Source organism: Corynebacterium intestinale (genome assembly GCF_023574125.1).
In the GTDB taxonomy this organism is placed as follows: domain Bacteria; phylum Actinomycetota; class Actinomycetes; order Mycobacteriales; family Mycobacteriaceae; genus Corynebacterium; species Corynebacterium hesseae.
Genome location: NZ_JAMKFF010000008.1, coordinates 16693 through 35859, shown reverse-complemented (window position 1 = coordinate 35859; position 19167 = coordinate 16693). Strand labels below are relative to the sequence as shown.

The 19167-nt window shown below is 58.7% G+C and carries 17 protein-coding genes; 9 read left to right on the top strand and 8 right to left on the bottom strand.

The features are described 5' to 3' along the window. Positions 1-138: 138 nt before the first annotated feature. The 5 genes from M5J06_RS09235 (at position 139) to M5J06_RS09215 (ending at position 6772) form a co-directional block, all read left to right on the top strand. Positions 139-1491, top strand: a complete 1353-nt coding sequence (locus M5J06_RS09235) for an MFS transporter (protein WP_144675515.1) — start codon at positions 139-141, stop codon at positions 1489-1491. Positions 1492-1556: 65 nt separating this feature from the next. Next, positions 1557-2165 carry a cation efflux transmembrane domain-containing protein gene (locus tag M5J06_RS09230; protein ID WP_250224487.1) on the top strand — a complete coding sequence of 203 codons (609 nt, stop codon included), beginning with the start codon at positions 1557-1559 and terminating at the stop codon, positions 2163-2165. 408 nt (positions 2166-2573) lie between these two features. Next, entirely contained in the window at positions 2574-3956 is a 1383-nt protein-coding gene (locus M5J06_RS09225) for a hypothetical protein (RefSeq protein WP_070564772.1), read from the top strand. Positions 3957-4173: 217 nt separating this feature from the next. Next, positions 4174-5328, top strand: coding sequence for an alpha/beta hydrolase (locus M5J06_RS09220; protein ID WP_250224486.1), 1155 nt, complete (start codon positions 4174-4176; stop codon positions 5326-5328). 49 nt (positions 5329-5377) lie between these two features. Beyond that, on the top strand, positions 5378-6772 hold the full coding sequence (locus M5J06_RS09215) for a GntP family permease (protein ID WP_250224542.1): 1395 nt from the start codon (positions 5378-5380) through the stop codon (positions 6770-6772). Here the strand turns inward: M5J06_RS09215 and M5J06_RS09210 are convergent. From M5J06_RS09210 to mmuM, 3 genes are all read right to left on the bottom strand, one after another. After that, a complete protein-coding gene (locus M5J06_RS09210; protein WP_144675519.1) occupies positions 6769-7260 on the bottom strand; it encodes a gluconokinase in 492 nt (163 codons plus the stop codon). The genes M5J06_RS09215 and M5J06_RS09210 overlap by 4 nt on opposite strands. Before the next feature lie 68 nt (positions 7261-7328). Further along, positions 7329-7715 (bottom strand): hypothetical protein, encoded by a 387-nt coding sequence (locus tag M5J06_RS09205; RefSeq protein ID WP_070684690.1) that lies wholly within the window; start codon positions 7713-7715, stop codon positions 7329-7331. A gap of 43 nt (positions 7716-7758) precedes the next feature. Beyond that, positions 7759-8649 (bottom strand): homocysteine S-methyltransferase, encoded by an 891-nt coding sequence (mmuM, locus tag M5J06_RS09200; protein WP_250224485.1) that lies wholly within the window; start codon positions 8647-8649, stop codon positions 7759-7761. 555 nt (positions 8650-9204) lie between these two features. Here mmuM and M5J06_RS09195 point away from each other — a divergent pair. From M5J06_RS09195 to M5J06_RS12485, 3 genes are all read left to right on the top strand, one after another. Further along, on the top strand, positions 9205-9759 hold the full coding sequence (locus tag M5J06_RS09195) for a CAP domain-containing protein (RefSeq protein ID WP_070565169.1): 555 nt from the start codon (positions 9205-9207) through the stop codon (positions 9757-9759). Between the two features lie 171 nt (positions 9760-9930). After that, positions 9931-11064, top strand: a complete 1134-nt coding sequence (locus M5J06_RS09190; protein ID WP_250224484.1) for an ImmA/IrrE family metallo-endopeptidase — start codon at positions 9931-9933, stop codon at positions 11062-11064. After that, a complete protein-coding gene (locus tag M5J06_RS12485) occupies positions 11061-11555 on the top strand; it encodes a DUF4411 family protein (protein WP_339017272.1) in 495 nt (164 codons plus the stop codon). Before M5J06_RS09190 ends, M5J06_RS12485 begins: the two co-directional genes overlap by 4 nt. Positions 11556-11621: 66 nt before the next feature. Here M5J06_RS12485 and M5J06_RS09185 read toward each other — a convergent pair whose 3' ends face one another. After that, a complete protein-coding gene (locus M5J06_RS09185; RefSeq protein ID WP_250224483.1) occupies positions 11622-13121 on the bottom strand; it encodes a sodium:solute symporter family protein in 1500 nt (499 codons plus the stop codon). A 240-nt stretch (positions 13122-13361) separates the two neighbouring features. Between M5J06_RS09185 and M5J06_RS09180 the strand changes: the two genes are divergently transcribed. After that, the gene (locus tag M5J06_RS09180; protein WP_250224482.1) at positions 13362-14078 is read left to right on the top strand and encodes a FadR/GntR family transcriptional regulator; all 717 of its coding nucleotides are present in this window, start codon (positions 13362-13364) and stop codon (positions 14076-14078) included. Positions 14079-14087: 9 nt separating this feature from the next. Here M5J06_RS09180 and M5J06_RS09175 read toward each other — a convergent pair whose 3' ends face one another. The 4 genes from M5J06_RS09175 to M5J06_RS09160 form a co-directional block, all read right to left on the bottom strand. Then, positions 14088-14798 carry an N-acetylmannosamine-6-phosphate 2-epimerase gene (locus M5J06_RS09175; RefSeq protein ID WP_250224481.1) on the bottom strand — a complete coding sequence of 237 codons (711 nt, stop codon included), beginning with the start codon at positions 14796-14798 and terminating at the stop codon, positions 14088-14090. A gap of 41 nt (positions 14799-14839) precedes the next feature. Next, a complete protein-coding gene (locus tag M5J06_RS09170; RefSeq protein ID WP_250224480.1) occupies positions 14840-15781 on the bottom strand; it encodes an ROK family protein in 942 nt (313 codons plus the stop codon). 31 nt (positions 15782-15812) lie between these two features. Then, complete coding sequence (locus tag M5J06_RS09165; protein WP_250224479.1) at positions 15813-16757, bottom strand: dihydrodipicolinate synthase family protein; 945 nt, start codon at positions 16755-16757, stop codon at positions 15813-15815. Between the two features lie 105 nt (positions 16758-16862). Next, positions 16863-19154 carry a 3'-5' exonuclease gene (locus M5J06_RS09160; protein WP_250224478.1) on the bottom strand — a complete coding sequence of 764 codons (2292 nt, stop codon included), beginning with the start codon at positions 19152-19154 and terminating at the stop codon, positions 16863-16865. Between the last annotated feature and the right edge of the window lie 13 nt (positions 19155-19167).

Sequence of the window (19167 nt, the reverse complement as noted above, 5' to 3'; positions counted from 1 at the left end):
CTCTTGTGCAGAGTAACAAGGTTCCCTCTCTGTAGATGGGTCGATGCATAGAAAACTCTTCAAACCATTCACCGGAAGGTGACGTGCACCTAATGTGTCCTAGAAAGGTAATGCGTTTCACATAAGGAGCATTTCGATATGACTACCCACGCACCCCCTTCCAACCCGGCCCAATCCGGCAGCGAGGAAATCCAAGTCGAGTCAAAGGACGTCTTCCGCATCGCCAGTTCCGCGTTCGTCGGCACAGCCCTCGAGTGGTACGACTTCTTCCTCTTCGGTACCGCAGCCGCGCTTGTCTTCAACGATCTCTTCTTCTCAGGAATGTCAGGCACCGGCGCAACCCTGGCATCCTTCGCCACCTTCGGAGTAGGTTTCCTGGCACGCCCTCTCGGCGCGGTCATTTTCGGCCAAATCGGCGACAGGATGGGCCGCCGACCGGCCCTCATCATCTCCATCGTCGTCATTGGCGTGGCCACCGGCGTCATCGGCCTGCTCCCCACCTTTGACAGCATTGGCATCTGGGCGCCCATCACGCTGGTCATCCTGCGCCTGCTTCAGGGCATTGCCGTCGGCGGCGAATGGGGCGGCGCTACAACCATGGCCATCGAGCACGCCCCAGCCGAGAAGCGCGGTCGCTATGCCGCTTTCGTGCAGATCGGTTCCCCCGCCGGCACGCTGCTTTCTTCCGGAGCCTTCGCGCTTGTGCTCATGCTGGACGATGCCACAGTGAGTTCCTGGGGTTGGCGTGTGCCTTTCCTCATCGCCTTTCCTTTCCTAGCGGTAGCACTGTGGATTCGCACGAAGGCTGAAGAATCTCCTGTTTACAAAGCCCTTGAAGAGGAGGCAGAAGCAGACGAGGCAGCTCACCAGGGCTCACTGAAAGAGCTCTTCACTGAGCATTTCTCACAGCTGTGCCTGGCTTCCGCGGCCGCTTTCCTGGGCATCGGCGGATTCTTCGTCATGAGCACCTATGTCCTCTCCTACGCCACGACCACGCTGGACTTCCCGCGGCAAACTGTCGTTAATGCCACCCTCCTCGGCGCCGTGTGCCAGATCTTCATCAACATCATCTTCGGCCGCATCGGCGAAAAGATTGGCCCCGGTCGAGTTATCGGATACGGCGCGCTTGCCACCGCCATCATGGCGTGGCCGCTGTGGGCAATGATCGACACGGGGAACCCCGTACTCCTCACGCTCGCCGTCTGTCTCGGCCTGTCGCTAGTTACGATCACCTATTCCGTATCTGGAGTCCTCCTCTCGGAGGTCTTCCCTGCGAATGTCCGCTATTCCGGGGTGGCTATCTCCGCCAACATCGCGTCGGCAGTATCGGGGCTGCTACCCTTCCTCGCCACCGCATTGAACGCATCCAATGAGACCCCCAGTTCTATACCGGGAATCATCATTTTGGCCGTCACCGCCTTGATCACAGCCTTCGGCGGTTTCGCCGGCGAGAAGCACCGCCGCGAAGACGATGTCACCATCGTCGACTAGCCCGAAACAGTTCATAAGAAAAACAAGTTGGGACACGGTGCTCAAGCCCATTAAGCTCAGGTACCGTGTCTCACGATCTCTCCTCCTCCACCCTGAACGCACGCGCCCGGCGGGTTGTCGCCTGGGTCGCTGCCTTGAATCTCTTTGGCTTCTTCGTCGAATTCGTCGTCGCCTGCGTCATCGGCTCGGCCTCACTCTTCGCTGACGCCGCCGACTTCCTCGAGGACTTTCTCATCAACGCGCTCGTGCTCTTAGCGCTGCGCTGGTCGGTGGAGGGGCGTCGCAAAGCAAGCTATGGCCTAGCCGGGCTCATCCTGATCCCCGCCGTGGCGTCCTATGGCATGGCGATATGGAAGATCATCAACGGCGCCGTTCCTGAGCCACTCACGCTTTCCGGCACGGCCATTTTCGCCATGCTCATCAACCTGCTCTGCGCGGTGCTGCTGGTGCAATTGCGACACGGAGGTGCGCTCACGCGTGGGGCGTGGTTGGCCGCACGCAATGACGTCGCCGCCAACATTCTTATCCTCGGCGCAGGCCTTCTCATGCTGGCGTGGGCGAGCCCCTGGCCGGACATCGTGGTCGGCCTCATCATCGGGACTATCAACCTGCGCGCGGCGGCTGAGGTCTTCGAACAGGCACGCGCGGAAGACCCAGAGATCGAAGAAGACTAACGCGCCGTTTTTAAGAATTACTTAAGCAAACGGCGGTCGGTTGGGTTCTACCCCTTAGACCACAGAGGCTGAAATTGAGCGTGACACGACCCCACAAACACCCTTTCACTCCCCCTAATGGGGTCATTCTTTAGTTTGTGAACGAACGGTCAAAGAGACGTTTTCCCAGAATACGGTCTAGTTAGACAAAACCAAGGTCGGCGCAAATTTCTTAGTCAATTGTTCACCCGGGGGCCACCCGATCGAAATGTATTTCTGCATTTAAAAATATAAACAATTCAAGGGGTGCGCGATCCTGAAAAGGGCCTTATTGTTGCAACACGTCACGCACTGGGCACTACAGCGCAAACACAGTGTCACCACAGTGCGTCACCGCATTGCCCCAAACTTTCATCCAGGAGAACAACAATGACCCAGCGTCGTCGTACCGCCGGCCTCATCGCCGGCCTTGCGATCGCAGGCACCGCCCTCATCGCGCCGGCTGCTTCCGCAGCCACCCAGACCGAGTCCTACCCGGAGACCCCGGCCGTGAACGCAAAGCTGCCTATCGTTCACACCACCCACGGCTCCGACCACATGAAGGCCAACGTGCTCAACCCGCGCCCGGTGTGCAACCCGTGGGAGGATCACCGCACCGTGGTCTACAAGGTGACCGATAACTTCATGCCGGCAGGCACCATCTCCACCACCAACCAGACCAAGAAGGACATCCCGCTGCAGCAGGACCTGTCCAAGTCTCAGTCCATCACCCTGTCCGTCAACGGTGACCGCACTGAGACCACCTCCATGAACGCTGGTGGCAAGGGCTCCGGCAAGAACTCCGAGGGTTCCTTCGGCATCTCCCACGAGATCGCCACCAAGCTCGGCGCTTCCGCTTCCTACTCCCTGTCCTGGGAGGCTGGCCAGTCCATCGGACCGTACGATGTTCCGCCGAACCACACTGGTGAGGCCACCTACGGCTTCCGCGTCCTGAACATGACCGGTACCCAGCAGTACTGCAAGCCGAACGGCACCTGGTCCACCCCGACCTTCTGGTCTGCAATGCAGCCGATGAAGAACGAGGTTCGCGTCAAGCTGTACGACGACATCGCTGATTCCTACGCTCCGAACAAGGACGCTCAGAACACCACCGACGTCAACGACCCGAAGGTTGTTGAGGAGGAGAAGTCCCCGGAGGCTGACGCTGAGGTCATCAAGGACAACGAGGTCACTCCGGAGGAGAAGGCCGTGTCCGAGTCCGAGGGCAAGAAGGAAGAAGAAGCCGACAAGAAGGTCCAGGAGGACGTCGAGAACGGCAAGACCGACGAGGCCAAGCAGAAGCTGGACCTGAAGCCGGTTCTGACCACCTCCGGCGCTAAGCACGCTGGTTACGCTGGCACCGTTGCTCTCCGCCTGGAGAACGTCGGTTCCGAGCGCTACTACGGCGACTTCCCGGCTGTCCAGTACCGCGTTGATGTGAAGACCGCTGAGGGCCCGAAGGGCGTTGACCGCCTCATCACCCCGCGTTCCTCCAACGGTGCTCACATCCGTGACCTGGGCTTCGACGAGAAGTCCTCGACCCGCTCCTTCGAGGTCACCCTGGCCAACCCGATTAACGCTGGCGAGTCCGCTCGTGTTGCCAACCTGGACTTCGGCGACGGCAACACCAAGGAAGGCCGCCTGAAGAACTACATCGAGGTCACCCAGATTTCCCGCCTGAAGGGCGACAACTCCACCGACAACGACCAGAACGTTGACTCCCGCGAGATCACCGTGAAGGACACCGGCAAGAAGGCTGAGGGCCTGTTCTAAGGAACACCCCTCGCCCACTGCAGAGAGTGTGCACAGCCCGCCGGCGCTTAGTCCGGCAGTGAGAGAGTGAGAGGACCCCGACCGCTGTGAAAGCGGTCGGGGTTTCTTTATGCCCTTAATCCGCTTCCACCAACTACCCCGCAGTTCTCCCGCTGCCCCGCCTTCGTTAACGCCGGGGAAGTTCTGCGCCGCAGGGTTAGTTGGCTATTGTGAACTAATGAAATTCTTTCGCTCCGCACTTGCGGGCATTCTCTCGGCGGGGTTGATCATCTCCCCCGCCCTCGCACAGCCGGCACACGCACAAGCACTGGATACGATGAGCAGCGATGCCGCCAACATCGATCAGCACTCCAGCGCCCTCGATCCCATCGCCTTAGGCCCGTTGGCACCTCTACTCTTCGCCGACAACATTTTCGCCGCCTGGGCACAGGTGCTTCAGCTATTGAAAATCCCGGCGTTGGCACCAGACGCTACGCGCCCACCGGCGACGGCAGCCCCGGCACAACTGCGCGAACTGCGTCACGTCCAGGACAACGTATGGGAGCTCAGGGCCTATTCACCGGCCATGGACCGTGTCATCACCAACGACATCATTCTTCCCCCAGGAGGATTGGAGAACACGCAGCCCCGCCCGAGCTACTACCTACTGGGTGGTGCCGGCGGTGGCGAGGACGCACTGTGGTGGGACGGCGGAGGGGACTCCGAGTTCTTCCGTGACAAGCAGGTCAATGTCATTTCCGCGCGTGGCGCATATGGCTCGATGATGTCCGACTGGGCGCAGCCCCATGACACCCACGGAAAATACAAGTGGGCCACCTATCTGACCAAGGAACTCCCGCAGCTTATCGACGCCGAGTTCCACGGCAACGGCCGCGACGGAATCGCGGGTCTAAGCAACTCCGGCGGCCCCGCATTGGAGCTAGCCACGTTCGATCCGCGCTTCAAAGTGTCTGGTTCCTTCTCCGGTTGTCCCTCGACCACAGGTGTTCTCGCGCAGTCCTTTGCGTGGGCAAGTGCTGCGTTCTACGGCACTGACCCGGCTCGCTCCTTCGGCGCGCCGTGGGATCCGGCGTGGGCGCAGCATTCGCCGGTTCTCAACCTCGATCAGCAGCGCGGGCGTAAAACCTTCGTCATCGTCTCTCGCGGCGGCCCGGCCGATTTTGACGTCGACATCGAGGACTCACCACTTCCCGCACTGGGCCTCAACGAGCGTTTGGATTATTGGTGCAGCTCTTATTACGCCAAGCAGGCCACCGCAGCTGGCGTAGACCTTGACTATTACGAGCTTCCCGCGGGGCGCCACACATGGGGGCTGTTCCGGCGCGAGCTGGCCATCAGCTGGGCCACGGTGGGCCCAGCGCTCGGGGTGTGACCCTAGATCACCGCAGGCTGCAGAAGTAAAATCAACATTCATGAATGTCATGGATACTTGGGAGCCCACGCTGGGCACCGGACCACTGTTAGGGATTGCGGTTGCGGCCATCGCCGTCATCCTCGTCCTCGTCATCTACTTCAAGGTGCACGCCTTCGTCACACTCGTCACGGTCTCCGCGCTCACCGCCTTGGCCGCTGGCATCCCGCTGGATGGTGTGGTTCCCACCATGACGAGCGGCTTCGGCTCAACCTTGGGATCCATGGCCTTGCTGGTGGGGTTGGGCGCCATGATCGGGCGTCTGGTAGAAACGTCTGGCGGCGCTAAAACGCTTGCCGACGCCCTCGTGAAACTCTTCGGCGAAGACAAAGCGCCCCTAGCACTCGGCGTGGCCTCCCTCATCATGGGCTTCCCCATCTTCTTCGACGCGGGGCTCATGGTGATGCTGCCGGTCATCTTTGCCGTCGCCAGGCGCCTGGACGGCCCAGTTCTGGCCTACGGCATCCCCGCCGCCGGCGCCTTCTCCGTCATGCACGTCTTCGTGCCACCGCACCCGGGCCCTGTTGCCGCCGGTGAGTTCTTCAGCGCGGATATCGGTCTCATTCTCATTTTTGGCCTCCTCGTTGCGCTGCCCACGTGGTATCTCTCCAGCTACCGTTTCGGGCTCCACCTGGGAAAGAAGTATCCCTACCGCCTCGAGGAAGCCATCACCGGCGCCTTGGTCAGCGATGCCGAACTCCCGGATCGCCCGGCCTCCCCGGCCTCAGTAATTGGCATCCTGCTCATCCCCATGATCCTCATCTTCGGCAATACCGGGTTGACCACGCTGGGCACCGCTGGTGTTGTTGATCCTTCCGCCACGTGGGTGCGCTTCTTCGTCTTCCTGGGCCAGACGCCCATCGCGCTGTTGATTACCACTCTTGCAGCGATGGCTGTGCTGGGCCTGCGCCGCGGGGAAGGCAAGAGCGCGATTGAGAAAACCGTGGAGTCTTCGCTCGGACCGATCTGTTCCGTCGTCCTCATCACCGGCGCGGGCGGCCTGTTCGGCGGGGTGCTGCGCACCAGCGGTATCGGTGATGCGCTGGCGGACTCCATGTCTAACCTCGGCGTCCCCGTTATCCTGGCCTGCTACCTCATCGCGGTAGCCCTGCGCCTGGCGCAAGGCTCGGCCACCGTTGCGCTGACGACGGCCGCCGCGCTCATGGTGCCCGCCGTGGAGGCCGGCGGCTTCAGCGAAATCCAGCTGGTCCTCATCACGCTCGCCACCGCAGCCGGCTCCGTCTTTGGCAGCCACGTCAATGACTCGGGCTTCTGGCTCGTTGGCCGTCTCATGGGCATGGACGTGTCCACCACCCTGAGGACGTGGACCGTCAACCAAGCGCTGATCTCCTCGATTGGCTTCGGCATCGTCCTTATCTTCTACGGCGCCTCTGCGCTGTTCTAGGCCTGCAGGTACTCGGCCGCCGCAGCGGCCAGTTCCTCCGGGGTGGCACTGACGTCGAGCACCAGCCCTGCCTCCTCCGGCCGAAGTTCCTCTAGAGTCTCGAACTGCGAATCAAGCAGGGACACCGGCATGAAGTGTCCGGTCCGCCGGCTCATGCGTTCCTTGAGCAATTCATAGGAGCCATGCAGGTGGATGAAGACCGTATCGGGTGCTGCGGCGCGGATGATGTCACGGTAGGAATGCTTGAGCGCGGAACAGCCCACGATGGCTCCGGACTCTTGCTCGGCGAGAAAGCGGCCGATAGATTCGAGCCAGGGTTGCCGGTCATCGTCGTCAAGCGCCTGCCCCGAGGCCATCTTTTCGATGTTCGCCGCCGGGTGCATATCGTCCCCATCCCGGAAGGGCAGGCCGGTGCGCTGCGCCAGCAACTCCCCGACCGTCGATTTTCCGCAGCTCGAGACTCCCATGATCACCACGTGCTTGCGCATCAATCCTCCTTAAGACAGCACCCGATCCTACGCGCTACGGGGCGTCGCGCGGCTGACCACAGCGCGGCTTAGCCCAGTGGACCGTAGCCGAAGTCGCCGCGCTGCACCTCGCCGCGGGCATTCGGATCAAAGGTGGCACACAAAGCCGCCGCCACGTAGCGCACGCCGCCCTCCGGCGCGGAGGAGCCGACGCGCTCTGCACAATTCTCAAGAGCAGGCATGCCGATGCTCTGCCCCGGCATCGTCATGGAGAAGAAGGATGCGGCCATCATGGTGTTGCCATCGGCGCGCACGTACTCTGAGGAGCCTTTGATGGCCTGCCATGCAACTGCCCCGACGGGATCGGTGCGGAACTGATCCCGCTCAGTCTGGGTCAGCTCGGCGTTGGCGGCGGGCACGGACAGCGTTGTGATGAGAAGTGCAGCGGATGCGGCGAGTAAAGGAAACTTTTTCATAGGAACACTCTATCCTCTGACCCGAGGATTGTCGCGGCGTTTTCTATTTGCCGTCGAAGCGGATCGATCGATGCAGCTGCCGAATCCCAGCGGGCCCCACGCGGCAGCAGCCGCCCAGAAGGCCGACCCCAGCCGCGCGCATCTCGGCTGCCGCCTCAGTCAAGCCCATCGCACCGGCAGGAGCAGGACGCCAGTCGCGGACGCCGTCATCCCAGATCTCCCCGCTGTTGGGACATGCTAAAAGCGGCTTATCCGTTCCAGCACGCAATGCCTTCACCACCGCCCATACCTGCGGTGGGCGCACACAATTCACACCCACGGCCCCCAGCCGCGGTATCTGGTTGGCCAGCGTGATCACCTGCGAGAGCTTCGTCGGGTCGGCCGCGATGGCGCCGGTGATGCTCAACGCAAAGGGCTTGGGCTGGGCCGAGAGCAGCTCCAGAAGCACCGCGGCCTCATCGACATTCGGGATGGTTTCTGCAAGGAGGAAGTCGGCCTCCGTGTCCGCGAGCACCTCTACCCTGCGGGCATGCCAGCGGCGCAATTCGTGCGCCGAAAGACCATAGGCACCGTCGTACTCGTTGCCCCGGCCCGGACCTGCTCCATAGGGGCCAACGGATGCGGCAACCAATTGATCACCGTGGGCAGCATGTCTGTCGCCGGCCTTGCGGGCGGCGTCACGCGCTACCGTGACGCTGCGGCGCAAAAGAGACTCCGCCTCCCCGCCCAGCACATCGAAGGTGATTTGATAGGAGGCCGTGGTGGCAATCTGGGCGCCGGCGGCAAAGAAATCCGCATGGGCAGATTCGATGAGGGCAGGGGTCTCACGCAGCACGCGCGCCGACCACAGCGGGCCCGAGATGTCGTGCCCCAGGGCTTCGAGGTGGGTTCCAAGGCCGCCGTCGAAAAGCAGCGGCGCGTCAAAGAGGGCCATGGCGCACGAGCCTAGCAATGCGGGGGCAGCCGGCACGCACACTGCCGATAGCTCCCCTTAATGGTTGCATTAGTTTTCTTAATGCACTGGCTCACCCTTGCAGGCCCAAACCACCCTTCTTCCTGCTTATTGCCACGCTTTTCGACGTCCAGCTCTTACCCGGATTCCTCACGGGCCAATAAGCGCAAACTATACTTTCCCAGCCTTAACCCAGGGATTTTTGAAGAAATTCCTGAGTTTTTGAGAATAGTTGACACATCACCAGCACTTTCTTGGGAAAGCTTTCCATCAACCTAAGAAGCCACCCCCAAGTTCTACCCCCGCCGCCCGTCGTTTCTAAAGAAAACTATGCAATTTCAAGCCTTCAGGGCGGCAAACCCAAAAGAAACTTAAGCCCGCCGCGTGAAGACACATAAACTCACAGACAAACCTTAAAACTGCTGGTCAGGTGGCTTTTCAGTGCCCCGAAGAGCTTTAATTTTAAGTGAAAGTACCGCTCGGTACGAGGTCGAAAAAGCCTCCACTTAACACCTGAAGCAGAAAGAGGTGCCCGCCATGTTCCGCCTCCCATTCGGACATAAAGCCACAAAGATCGTCGCCCCGGTTGCTGCCGTTGCAGCACTCTTCGCCGGTTCCATCAACGCCCCTGCTCAGGCTGGCAGTTCCTTCGGTGCATTCAACCCGGCTGACTTCGGCTTCACCATGCCGTCCGTTGCCGGCCCGGCAGCCCCGGCTCCGCACGCTGCAGCCAGCGTTCAAGGCCTTATTAATCAAACCAATGCGCAACGTGTGGCCAATGGCCTCGCACCGCTGCGCGTTGACCCGAACCTGACCAACCTGGCACAGGATTGGGCCAATACCTTGAGCCGCGATGGCAGGACTCGCCACCGTCCGAACTACTGGACCTTCTACCCCGCCGGCCTGCCCGCCGGTGGTGAGAACGTCCTCCAAGCATGGAGCGACTACTCCGATGCCAGCCTGGTGAAGCTGTGGATGGATTCCCCCGGCCACCGCAAGAACCTGCTCGACCCCCGCGCTAAGTCCGTGGGAATCGGCCTGACCGTCGCCCCCGACGGCCGGTTGTACGCCGTGCAGAACTTTGGGCGGTAAGCTCGCACCTTCTAACGCTGATGCGCGCCTGTGAAGATAAGGCTATCTCTCTTCACGGGCGCGTCAGCCGTTGTGAGCGTCCGGAGCCATGCTGTACGTACGTTCTTTTTATCCTCTAAACTTGCTTCCAACACTCAATTACCAGGGCAGTATGCATCGATAGGAGGGGCTATGACCGTGCGCGTCCCCATGTCCCCGCCTGTCCTTGAATGGGCAGTTGAGAGAACGCAGCTCCCCATCAATGAATTGGAAAAGAAGCCTGACTTCCGCTCCTTGCGTTCTTGGCTAATAGGTGAAAGTACCCCAACATTCAGGCAAGCACAGAAGCTGGCCAAGCTTGCTGGGATCCCTTTTGGCTATCTACTACTCGAAAAGCCTGTCCAACGTACCCCTCGCCTTCCTGATTTTAGGACCCACGGGAGCACTCCGTTGTCCGGATGCAGCCCTGCGCTTGAGCAGACGATCTATGCCTGTGAACGACGCTTAGAGTGGTATGCAGAGGATGCCCTCGCCAACGGTATTACAGGGCCTAGTTTTATCGGTCGGTTCTCTACAGATACGCCGGCGCAAAAGGCCGCCGACTGGTCAAGCACTCTTCTTAATTGGACTCCAGGTAAGCATGAGCGCAACCGGAGCCGCGTAGCAACGCTGGCTGATGCCATTGAGCGCGCCGGCATTTTGGTTATGCGCAGCTCCATCGTGGGCAATAACACCCACCACAAGCTCGATCCTGATGAGTTCCGCGGTTTTACGTTGATCCGGAATTCCTATGGCCTCATCTTCATCAACACCAGTGATTCTGGAGTGGGCAAATTGTTTAGCTTGGCCCACGAGTTCGGCCACGTGCTTCTTGGCGAACAAGGTGTTTCCGGCGGCTCTCTCAATCAGCGCGCTGTCGAGCGTTGGTGCAATCAGTTCGCTGCAGAATTTCTTGTCTCTGCCAAGGACTTGCTCACAAAATGGGCCGAAACCAAAGACTTAGAAGCAGTGTGCCATTGGGCATACAAAACTTTCGGGGTCAGCCGTGACGTCACTGTATGGCTGCTCGTAGGTAACGGTGCGCTCCCCCGAGAAGCTGGTCAGCGCTTCATCAAAGAAGCCCCACGCCCAAGGACAACGCAACAGTCTGGCGGTGGTGACTTCACTCTTGGCCTACGCTCCCGTTTGGGCGGGCTCTTTCTCGAAGCGGTCACTGGAGCGCTCGCTGAAGGCAGAATTGGTGAACGCGAAGCATCCCGTCAGCTTGGTATCAAAAAAATCAGCACTATTGAGGCTTTGGTGGATCGCTACCAGGGGCTGCCATGACGCGCTACCTAATTGATTCCAATATTGTTATCAACGCGGTTCGAAGTTATCCTCGCGACGTGTTTCCAAGTTATTGGAGCTCTTTCGAAACCTTCGTGGCCACTCAAACGTTTTTCTTCCATGACACTGTGCAAGAAGAACTGGAACGGAGACAAGACTCTGTTTCATCATGGTTCCAAGACTTCGTCCCTCATGACCAAATCTTGCACGTAGACGACGCTGAAATTGAGTCATACCGTCTTTTATCCAAATGGGCAGCCTTCCAGCGCAAGCCTCGGTTTGATGAAGCGGCAGTACAAGAATTTCTCAATGACGCTGCCGATTCATGGCTCGTGGCTTCTGCTCATGCCCGAGACCTCTCAATCATTACCGATGAGAAACCCCAACCGCGCAGAGTCAACAGAGTAAAGCTTCCCGACGCCGCCGCAGCACTAGGGGTTCACTGCTCCACCTACTTGGATTTCCTCCGGTCACGAGGAATCTGTTATTGATTGAAGGCTAATAACCGCGCCGAGGTGTAAGTTAGCCCTGCCCCTCAGCACGGTGAAAGAACAGATTTATACCGTACTACGGCGCGTGTACTCAAGGTTCTTGCCATAGATGGTCAACCCTGTGATGTCGTGTTCATCAGCTTTCCGGAAGACGAACGATGCCATGTAGCCAATAACGAGAGTTCCTACGAAGGCGACAATCGAAACCAAGAATGGGCCCTGGTCCAGCTTTCCAGCAAAGTATGCAGCAACCGCTCCGCAAATGAGCCCGATGAGAACGCCATGGGAATTTGCGGACTTTGTAAAGATGCCCAAGACAAAGACCGCAGTAAGCGGAACTCCAAAAAGACCGGTAATCGCGAGGAACAGGTCCCACAGGTCAGATTGGTTGGTGATGATGAGATACAACGCAACAGCCAACCCGAAGGTACCGGCAGCAATGATGACTACGCGAGAGAAGGTAACCGACGCTTCTTTCGGGGAGAAGCGGTTATAGATATCTACGACAACACACGCGGAGACCGAGTTAAGCGAAGAAGAAATCGTCGATTGCGCGGCTGCCAAGATGGCAGCAATCAATAGTCCGGCAATGCCTGCAGGCAGCTCCGAAAGAATGAAATACGGCACTACAGCGGAAGTATTGACCCCTTCAGGCAGACCGCCGTTCGCTTCATAAAAGTTATACAAAGCCGTTCCCATCCCGTAGAACAGCGGAATCGTCACAAGCGCCAGAATTCCGTTGACGATGAGGGACTTCTTCGTCGCTTGAATCGTAGGAGTCGTTTGGTAGCGCTGAACGACGTCCTGAGAAGAGGTGTATTGATGCAAGCTGTTCAGTACATTTCCGATAAAGATGAATGGTATCGAGGAAAAGACTGCATTCGTAGTGAAGTTGTCCGCTGAGTAGAACTTTCCTTCTTCAGCGGCGTTAACCACCGCACCGCTAAATCCGTCGGGAGTCATGGCCATGGCCGTCAGCACTACCGCTGCAGCGCCAGCCAACAGCAGGATTCCCTGGATCACATCAGACCAAATCACGCCTTCCATTCCTCCTAGGAAGGTGTACACAATGCAAAGAGCACCTACAAACGCAGCGACAACCAGCGGGTTAATATCCGCTACCGAGGTAATCGCCAATGTTGGCAAATAAATAACGATGGCGATGCGCCCAACGTGATACAGGACGAAGAGGAGCGAGCCAAGAACTCGGAGGACAACGGAGAACCTCTCCTCAAGGTATTCGTATGCCGTCGTGACATCCAGCTTCCTAAAGAACGGGACGTAGTAACCAATCAAGATTGGAACAATCGCAAAAATTGCGAGGTTTCCAGCCGAGTAGGCCCAATCAGTCAAATATGCCTTTTCCGGCGTCGACATGAATGTGATGGCAGACAGCGTCGTGGCATAGATAGAAAATCCTGCCGCCCAGCCAGGAATCCTGCCGCCTGCTTTGAAGAATTCTTCCTGGTCGCTGCCGGCCCTACGCGCAAAATAGGCGCCGACCAGAAGCATTCCTAACAAGTAGAGGATCAGAACTATCCAGTTGAGTGTTCCGAACGATTGCATTTGACCTTCCCTTCAGGGCATTCGATATAGAGAGATAAATCACTCTCTAATTCGTCTGTGCAACAAAACATGTTAGAAGATACAATACATCAGACGTCTGATGTTTGAAGGGATTTAAGATATAGCCGTCTACCCCTGATTGTCAGAGCGGGGTGCTCCTCCCCCGCAGCGCTCATCCTTTGAGTACCCCGCCAACGTGGAAGGCTTAAGATGGATCGAAAAGAAAAGAGGGATTAACCAGTGCACACCGGAACGTGGGGATTCAGTGAAGCCACACACCGCCCTGCCTCAACCACCCAGCAGGCTGTAGAAGGCATCAAACAATACATTCGGGACAACGCCCTCAAGCCCGGGGACACTTTGCCAACCGAATCAGAGCTCTGCGAAGAGCTTGGCTTCTCTCGCTCCTCTGTCCGAGAGGCCATCAGAATCCTAACGACGCTAGATATCGTCGACGTCAGGCACGGAACAGGAACGTTTGTCTCCAGCACGTCCCTCAAAGCTCTAGTTCAAGGACTCATTTTTCGAGCGACTCTCGACGCTGATGACAACCTTGAAACACTTCGTGATGTAGTGGAAATCCGGCAGGCGATTGATCTTGCTATCGGGCAAGAAATCACAGCCAAACTCGACCCCTCAAAGCTAGAGCAGTTGAGCACCATCGTGGAAAAGATGTCAGCCAAGCGGAAACAAGGCCTAAACTTTGCCGAAGAGGATCGGGAGTTCCATCAGGTGCTGCTTTCCGAAATTGATAACCCGATCATCCGTGAGCTCAATGATGCTTTTTGGCAAGTGCACATGAACGTCATTCCACTTCGCAAGTTGGAAGAACCACAGGACTTCAGCAGGACGGTTCGCGCGCACCAAGACATCGTCAATGCTCTACAGAACAATGACCTGAAGAAGTATCAAGAGTCTGTACTCAGGCATTACGAGCCTCTGCTGACTTCGCTGTGACAATCCGCGTCAGCTATTGAAGCTCCGCGTAATCCAGGCAGGATCTGTGATGGCAGTGCCAATGATGATTGCATCGGCGCCAGCGCGCTTTCCTGCAGCCACATCATCGCGCGAGGCAAACCTGCCTTCACCTATCAAAAAAGCATCTTCACCACAGAGCCGTCGCCCCTCTGCCAAGCATTCAAGATCCGGACCTTCAGTCTTGCTCCGGAATTCTGTATAGCCGGCCAGCGTCGTTGAAATGATATCCGCCCCCGCGTGGTGCGCCCGCTGCATTTCTTCCGGGGTTGAACAATCGGCCATTGACAAGACATTAAGCCGGTGACACTCTGCGACAAGATCAGAAAAGCTTGAGCCATCAGGCCTAGGGCGATCCGTAGCATCTGCACAGATAGCAGCTGCCCCGGCCTCAGCCAATCGACGGACGGACTCTACAGTTGGCGTGATATAAACCCCCTCACTCCCCTCCTTTGTAAGGCCGAAAACTGGTACATCTACTACAGCTGCGATTGCCTCGACATCCTCGATGCCGCCATACCCGCCACACCGGATTGCACGGCTTCCTCCCTCAACGCACGCACGAGCGACATGCGTCAAGGTATGGGTATCGCGCATTGGGTGACCATCTGGCGCTTGCACCGAGACAATCACCGAGTTTCGAATTAACCCTTGAACTTCTTCTCGGCGGTCCGCCAGTTCACTACTCTTAAACCTAAACATATACCTGAGCCTTCTTCTGGATATATCGCAGATAAACGGTGCTAAAAAGCGTTGTCTCGGGCAAAAGCCGCTGCGCCGACTAACGGGGCTGTCGCCGGAGATTCAGTAACCCGAACTGCAACGGAGCGATTCGGCTTCAACGCGATATCCTCTATTGCTTGACGGAATGGTTCTTCCACAGCGACCCCAATCTGGCACACACCGCCGCCTAAAACAACGGCATCGAGATCGAGCCCTGAAACAAGACCAGCCACCGCGCGGCCAAGGCCATAGGAATTCCCTCGAATAATCCGGGAAGCGAGCTCATCTCCCTGGTTCATTCTTTCCACGACCTTTTCGAGGGGAAGCGCTAACTGATCTCGCTGCTTCCACTGCACCCGCTCGCTTGCGGGGTTCGCAGAAAATACTTCGTAATACGCAGCCAGGCTATTGCCGCTCATAATGTTCTCGGCGCGGTCCGCAAAGCCCCGGAAATCAGCGCACAAGAGTTCCGAAAACTCTCCGGCCGATCCGGTAGGTCCACTTAGCAAAACTCCATTATCACTGACTGCCCCACCGACACCAGTTCCCAACGAGAGGTACAGGACTCTGCCTGACTGGAATTCTCTCGCTGCTCCGAGCATCAGCTCTCCGTACGCCCAGACCCTCACATCGTTATGAACAGCACACGGGAGGTCAACAACCGCTTTCGCGACTTCACGAAGATTGGTACCAGCCCAGTTCTTGATGGTGTCCCCATTGTAGGTGACAAGCCCTTCAGGAGCCTTAATGACTCCTGGCGAACCAATGCCGATACGCGCCGGGGTTATGCCCGATTCCTCCAACGCCTGCTGAATGGCTTTTTCTATCTGCTCCTGCGGTGAAACCCCGGCTGGCTGGGTAGGAATCTTTCCCAGCGCTACCGCTTGCATTGGGTCTTCATCAGCCACGAAGCCCCAACCAATCTTGGTTGCACCGACATCAAGCGCAAGGGTACTAGTCACTCTTAACTCGTTTCGTCGTAGTTCAGAGGAATTAGGGCTCGATCACCTGAGCGGTATCGACGATTTCATAAATCTTCGCCAGCTCTTCATCGTTTAGTGCGACATGCGGACGGGACATTAGCCCCGACGGGAAGACACCCAAGTGGTGAAGCGCTGCCTTAAAACTGCCGAGGCCCTGCGAGCTTCCGCCCATGCGCGTGCCATCCCCAACACCAACGATGGTGAAAAGGTCACAAATCTTAGACTGCAATTCCGCAGCCTCGGCATACGCCCCGTCCACCAGGAGCTCATGTAGCTTCACGTAGGAAACCGGATCCACGTTGCCCAGACCAGGTACCACGCCATCGGCACCTGCCAGGTAAGCAAAGTCGACCGTAGTTTCCGAGCCAGTTAAGACCACAAAGTTTTTCACCCCAGCCTTGTCGCGGGCGCTAATCAGAGCACGCGTGTATCCATCATTGCCGCCAGAATCTTTAACGCCAGCGAGCACACCTTCCTTGGCGAGAGAAATAAGGGTAGAAATATCCAGTACCGAGTGAACACTGACCGGAATGTTGTACGCGTAAATGGGAGTCTCTGGCGCGGCTTCGTGAAGAAGTCGGAAGTGCTCAGCAATTTCTACATCGTGAGTACGAACATAAAAAGGGGCAGTGGCAACTAGACCCTGGACCCCGAGCGCGACGGCATCTTCAATATGCTCAATGACTCGCGGAGTCGTCATGTCAATCACGCCTGCAACTACCGGAACTCGCCCGCGAGCCTGTTCCACCACCGTTGCAATGACTTCCTTACGCTGCTCTCGAGTCAGGAAAGCTACCTCCCCTGAGGAACCGAGAACGAACAGACCATGAACACCAGCTTTAATAAGCCGTTCAGCCTGGCGCTTGAGAGTGTCGGTGTCGACAGAATAGTCCTCATTAAACGGAGTCAGCAGCGGCGGTACAACGCCGCGCAAAAACTGTGTGCTTGCATTCATGTTAGGGAACCTTCCTATTCGCCTTCGCACTTGAGTCATAAGACATCATACGTCTCCTGCGATTGTGTTGCAGTTCCTTTTAGCGAAAGAAGAAAACCGACTGACCTACCCCGGCAGCAGCTCGGAGGCCTCCCCCACCACGCTCACCACAAGCACATCGCGGGCGCGCGAGGCCGCCACATAGAGCAAAGCCCGCTCGCGCTGCAGCGCCTCGTCGGCCTCGGCCGGCGCCAGCCCCTTCATCAGGTAGCGCTGCGGCAGCGCCTCGCGGCTCACATCAAGCAAGATGACGTGCGTGAATTCCAAGCCCTTGGCGTTGTGCATCGTCATTACCGCCACCGGGCGCTCCCGGGACGTGCGCCGCCCAGTGCTCACGGCCACGCCCAGCTCGCCCAACTGAGTGGCGATTTCATCCTTGCGGGCATTAGTCCGGGTCAGCACACCGATGGAGACATCGTCATCCCCGGAGGTCCAGTCCCGGATGCGCGCGGCCAAGGCCTCAGCCTCCTCCGCCTTGCTCGCAGAATTCACCACAACCGGCGCAGGACCCTGGCGCACCGAACGGTAGCCATGCAGATCGTCGATATTCTCTTCCGAATCCACCCACTCGGCACCGTCCAGAATCGCCGTGGCATAGCCCAGGTTCTGCCGGGTCGTGCGGTAATTCACGCGCAGCTTCGTCGTGGCGCGGCCGCGGGTTTCAATCCCGTAATCACGCAGCACCAACCGCTGGCCATAGATGCGCTGGTGCGAATCCTCCGCAATGAAGATGTCATTCGGCCCGCGCTTGGCCACCGCCCGCAGAAACTTCCAGTGGCCGGCGTGGAAATCCTGGGCTTCGTCGATAAGCACGTGGTCAAACATGCCCTCAGTGCCCGTGCGGTGCTCCACGATGTGCGCGGCCACCACCGCCGCAGCCGCATAGGTCAGCTTCCCAATCGACGCGCACGCCGCGTGGAAGTACTCCACAATCGCCCACACCGCCTTGCGCTCAGCGCGGTTGAGCGGAGTCCCCCGCCCGGTGCGCCGCGCACGCAGGTAGGTCTTCTCATCCGTGATCCCCTGCGTGAGGATCACCGCCGAGTACTCCTGTGCCAAAAACGTCGGGTGGGATTTCTCCCGCGGGAGTGAGCCGCCTTTCAGCTCCGCGGCCTCCTGCCACTGCCGCTTTTCCTCCACACCATCCAGGCCGCGGGGCACAAAGTCCCCATCAATGTTGAGCACCGCAGCCATCGCGGCGGCGCGCTCGGTTGCCTGTGCGTTCGCCAGCACATCGAAGACGAGCGCGTCAACACCGCTGATCCACAGCCCCGGCGCGCCGTGCACGGAAGCTTCCGGGAACGTCGGGTACAGCTCATTCATCTGCACCTTGAGCGCGTTGGCCAGCTCACGCGTGTAGGTGGTCAAAAAGACGCGCGCCTTCGGGTTCTTCTGCAGCAGGTACTTCGTGCGGTGCACCACCACCACGGTCTTGCCCGTACCGGCACCACCCGTGATGCGCGCGGAACCGGTGTGATCTGCTTCGACCGCGCGGCTCTGGCTCGGGTGGAGGAAGACGCGCCACTCGGCAAAGGAGCCCTCGAGGATGGCTGCCAGCTCCTCCTCGCCGGGGTCGATGACGAAAGCCCTGCGGCCCGCCGGGGACTTGATGCCTTCCACCAGCGCCTTATCCGAGCTAGCCTCAGCCACCGCGGACTGCGCCAAGCCCAAATCTTCGCGCACCTCAGCAACGCTCATCCCGGACAGCAGCCCGACCACCGCATCTTGTTCCCATTCAGGCGCGCCCGCCAGTGCTGCCAACGCTTCCTCCGTTGTGGCGGCGCGCTCCAGCACCGCCACCGTCTGCGGGGAAAGACCGAGTTCATCGCTGAGCGCCTGCTTGTCGACGCCCACCGCATCCCACGGCCTCACTCCCTCACCGTCCGCTGGGGCATCCGCCGAAGGCTCAGCATTCGACTCGGCTTCGGCCTCCGCTTTCGCCGCTGCTTCCGCAGCGCGCTGCTCGGCCGCCAGGCGCTTGGCGCGTGACTCAATCTCCGCCTGCGGTATCGCCGTCGAGGCCTCTGGCGCTGTGGCATCCACGAGCGACGGAACGCCGGAGACCTCGTTGACCACGAGCGTCTTCGACGTGGCGAGTGCGTAGGCATCATCGTGATTGAGGATGTCAATGAGAACGAGCATGGTGTCGTTGCCATCGTGCAGCTCGAAGAGCACAGCGCGGTACTTGCGGTTGACGCGGGCTGTGCGCACGCGCTTATCCACCGCATCCTTGACGGGCTCCACGTGCAGCGACGGGTTCGTGGGATCGTCCACCAGCTTGTTATAGAACTCTAGGATCTGGTTTCCCAGGTTGTAGCGGTCCTCAATGCGGCGGTAGAAGGACAGGCTCGTTGCCATTGCTTTCCTCTCT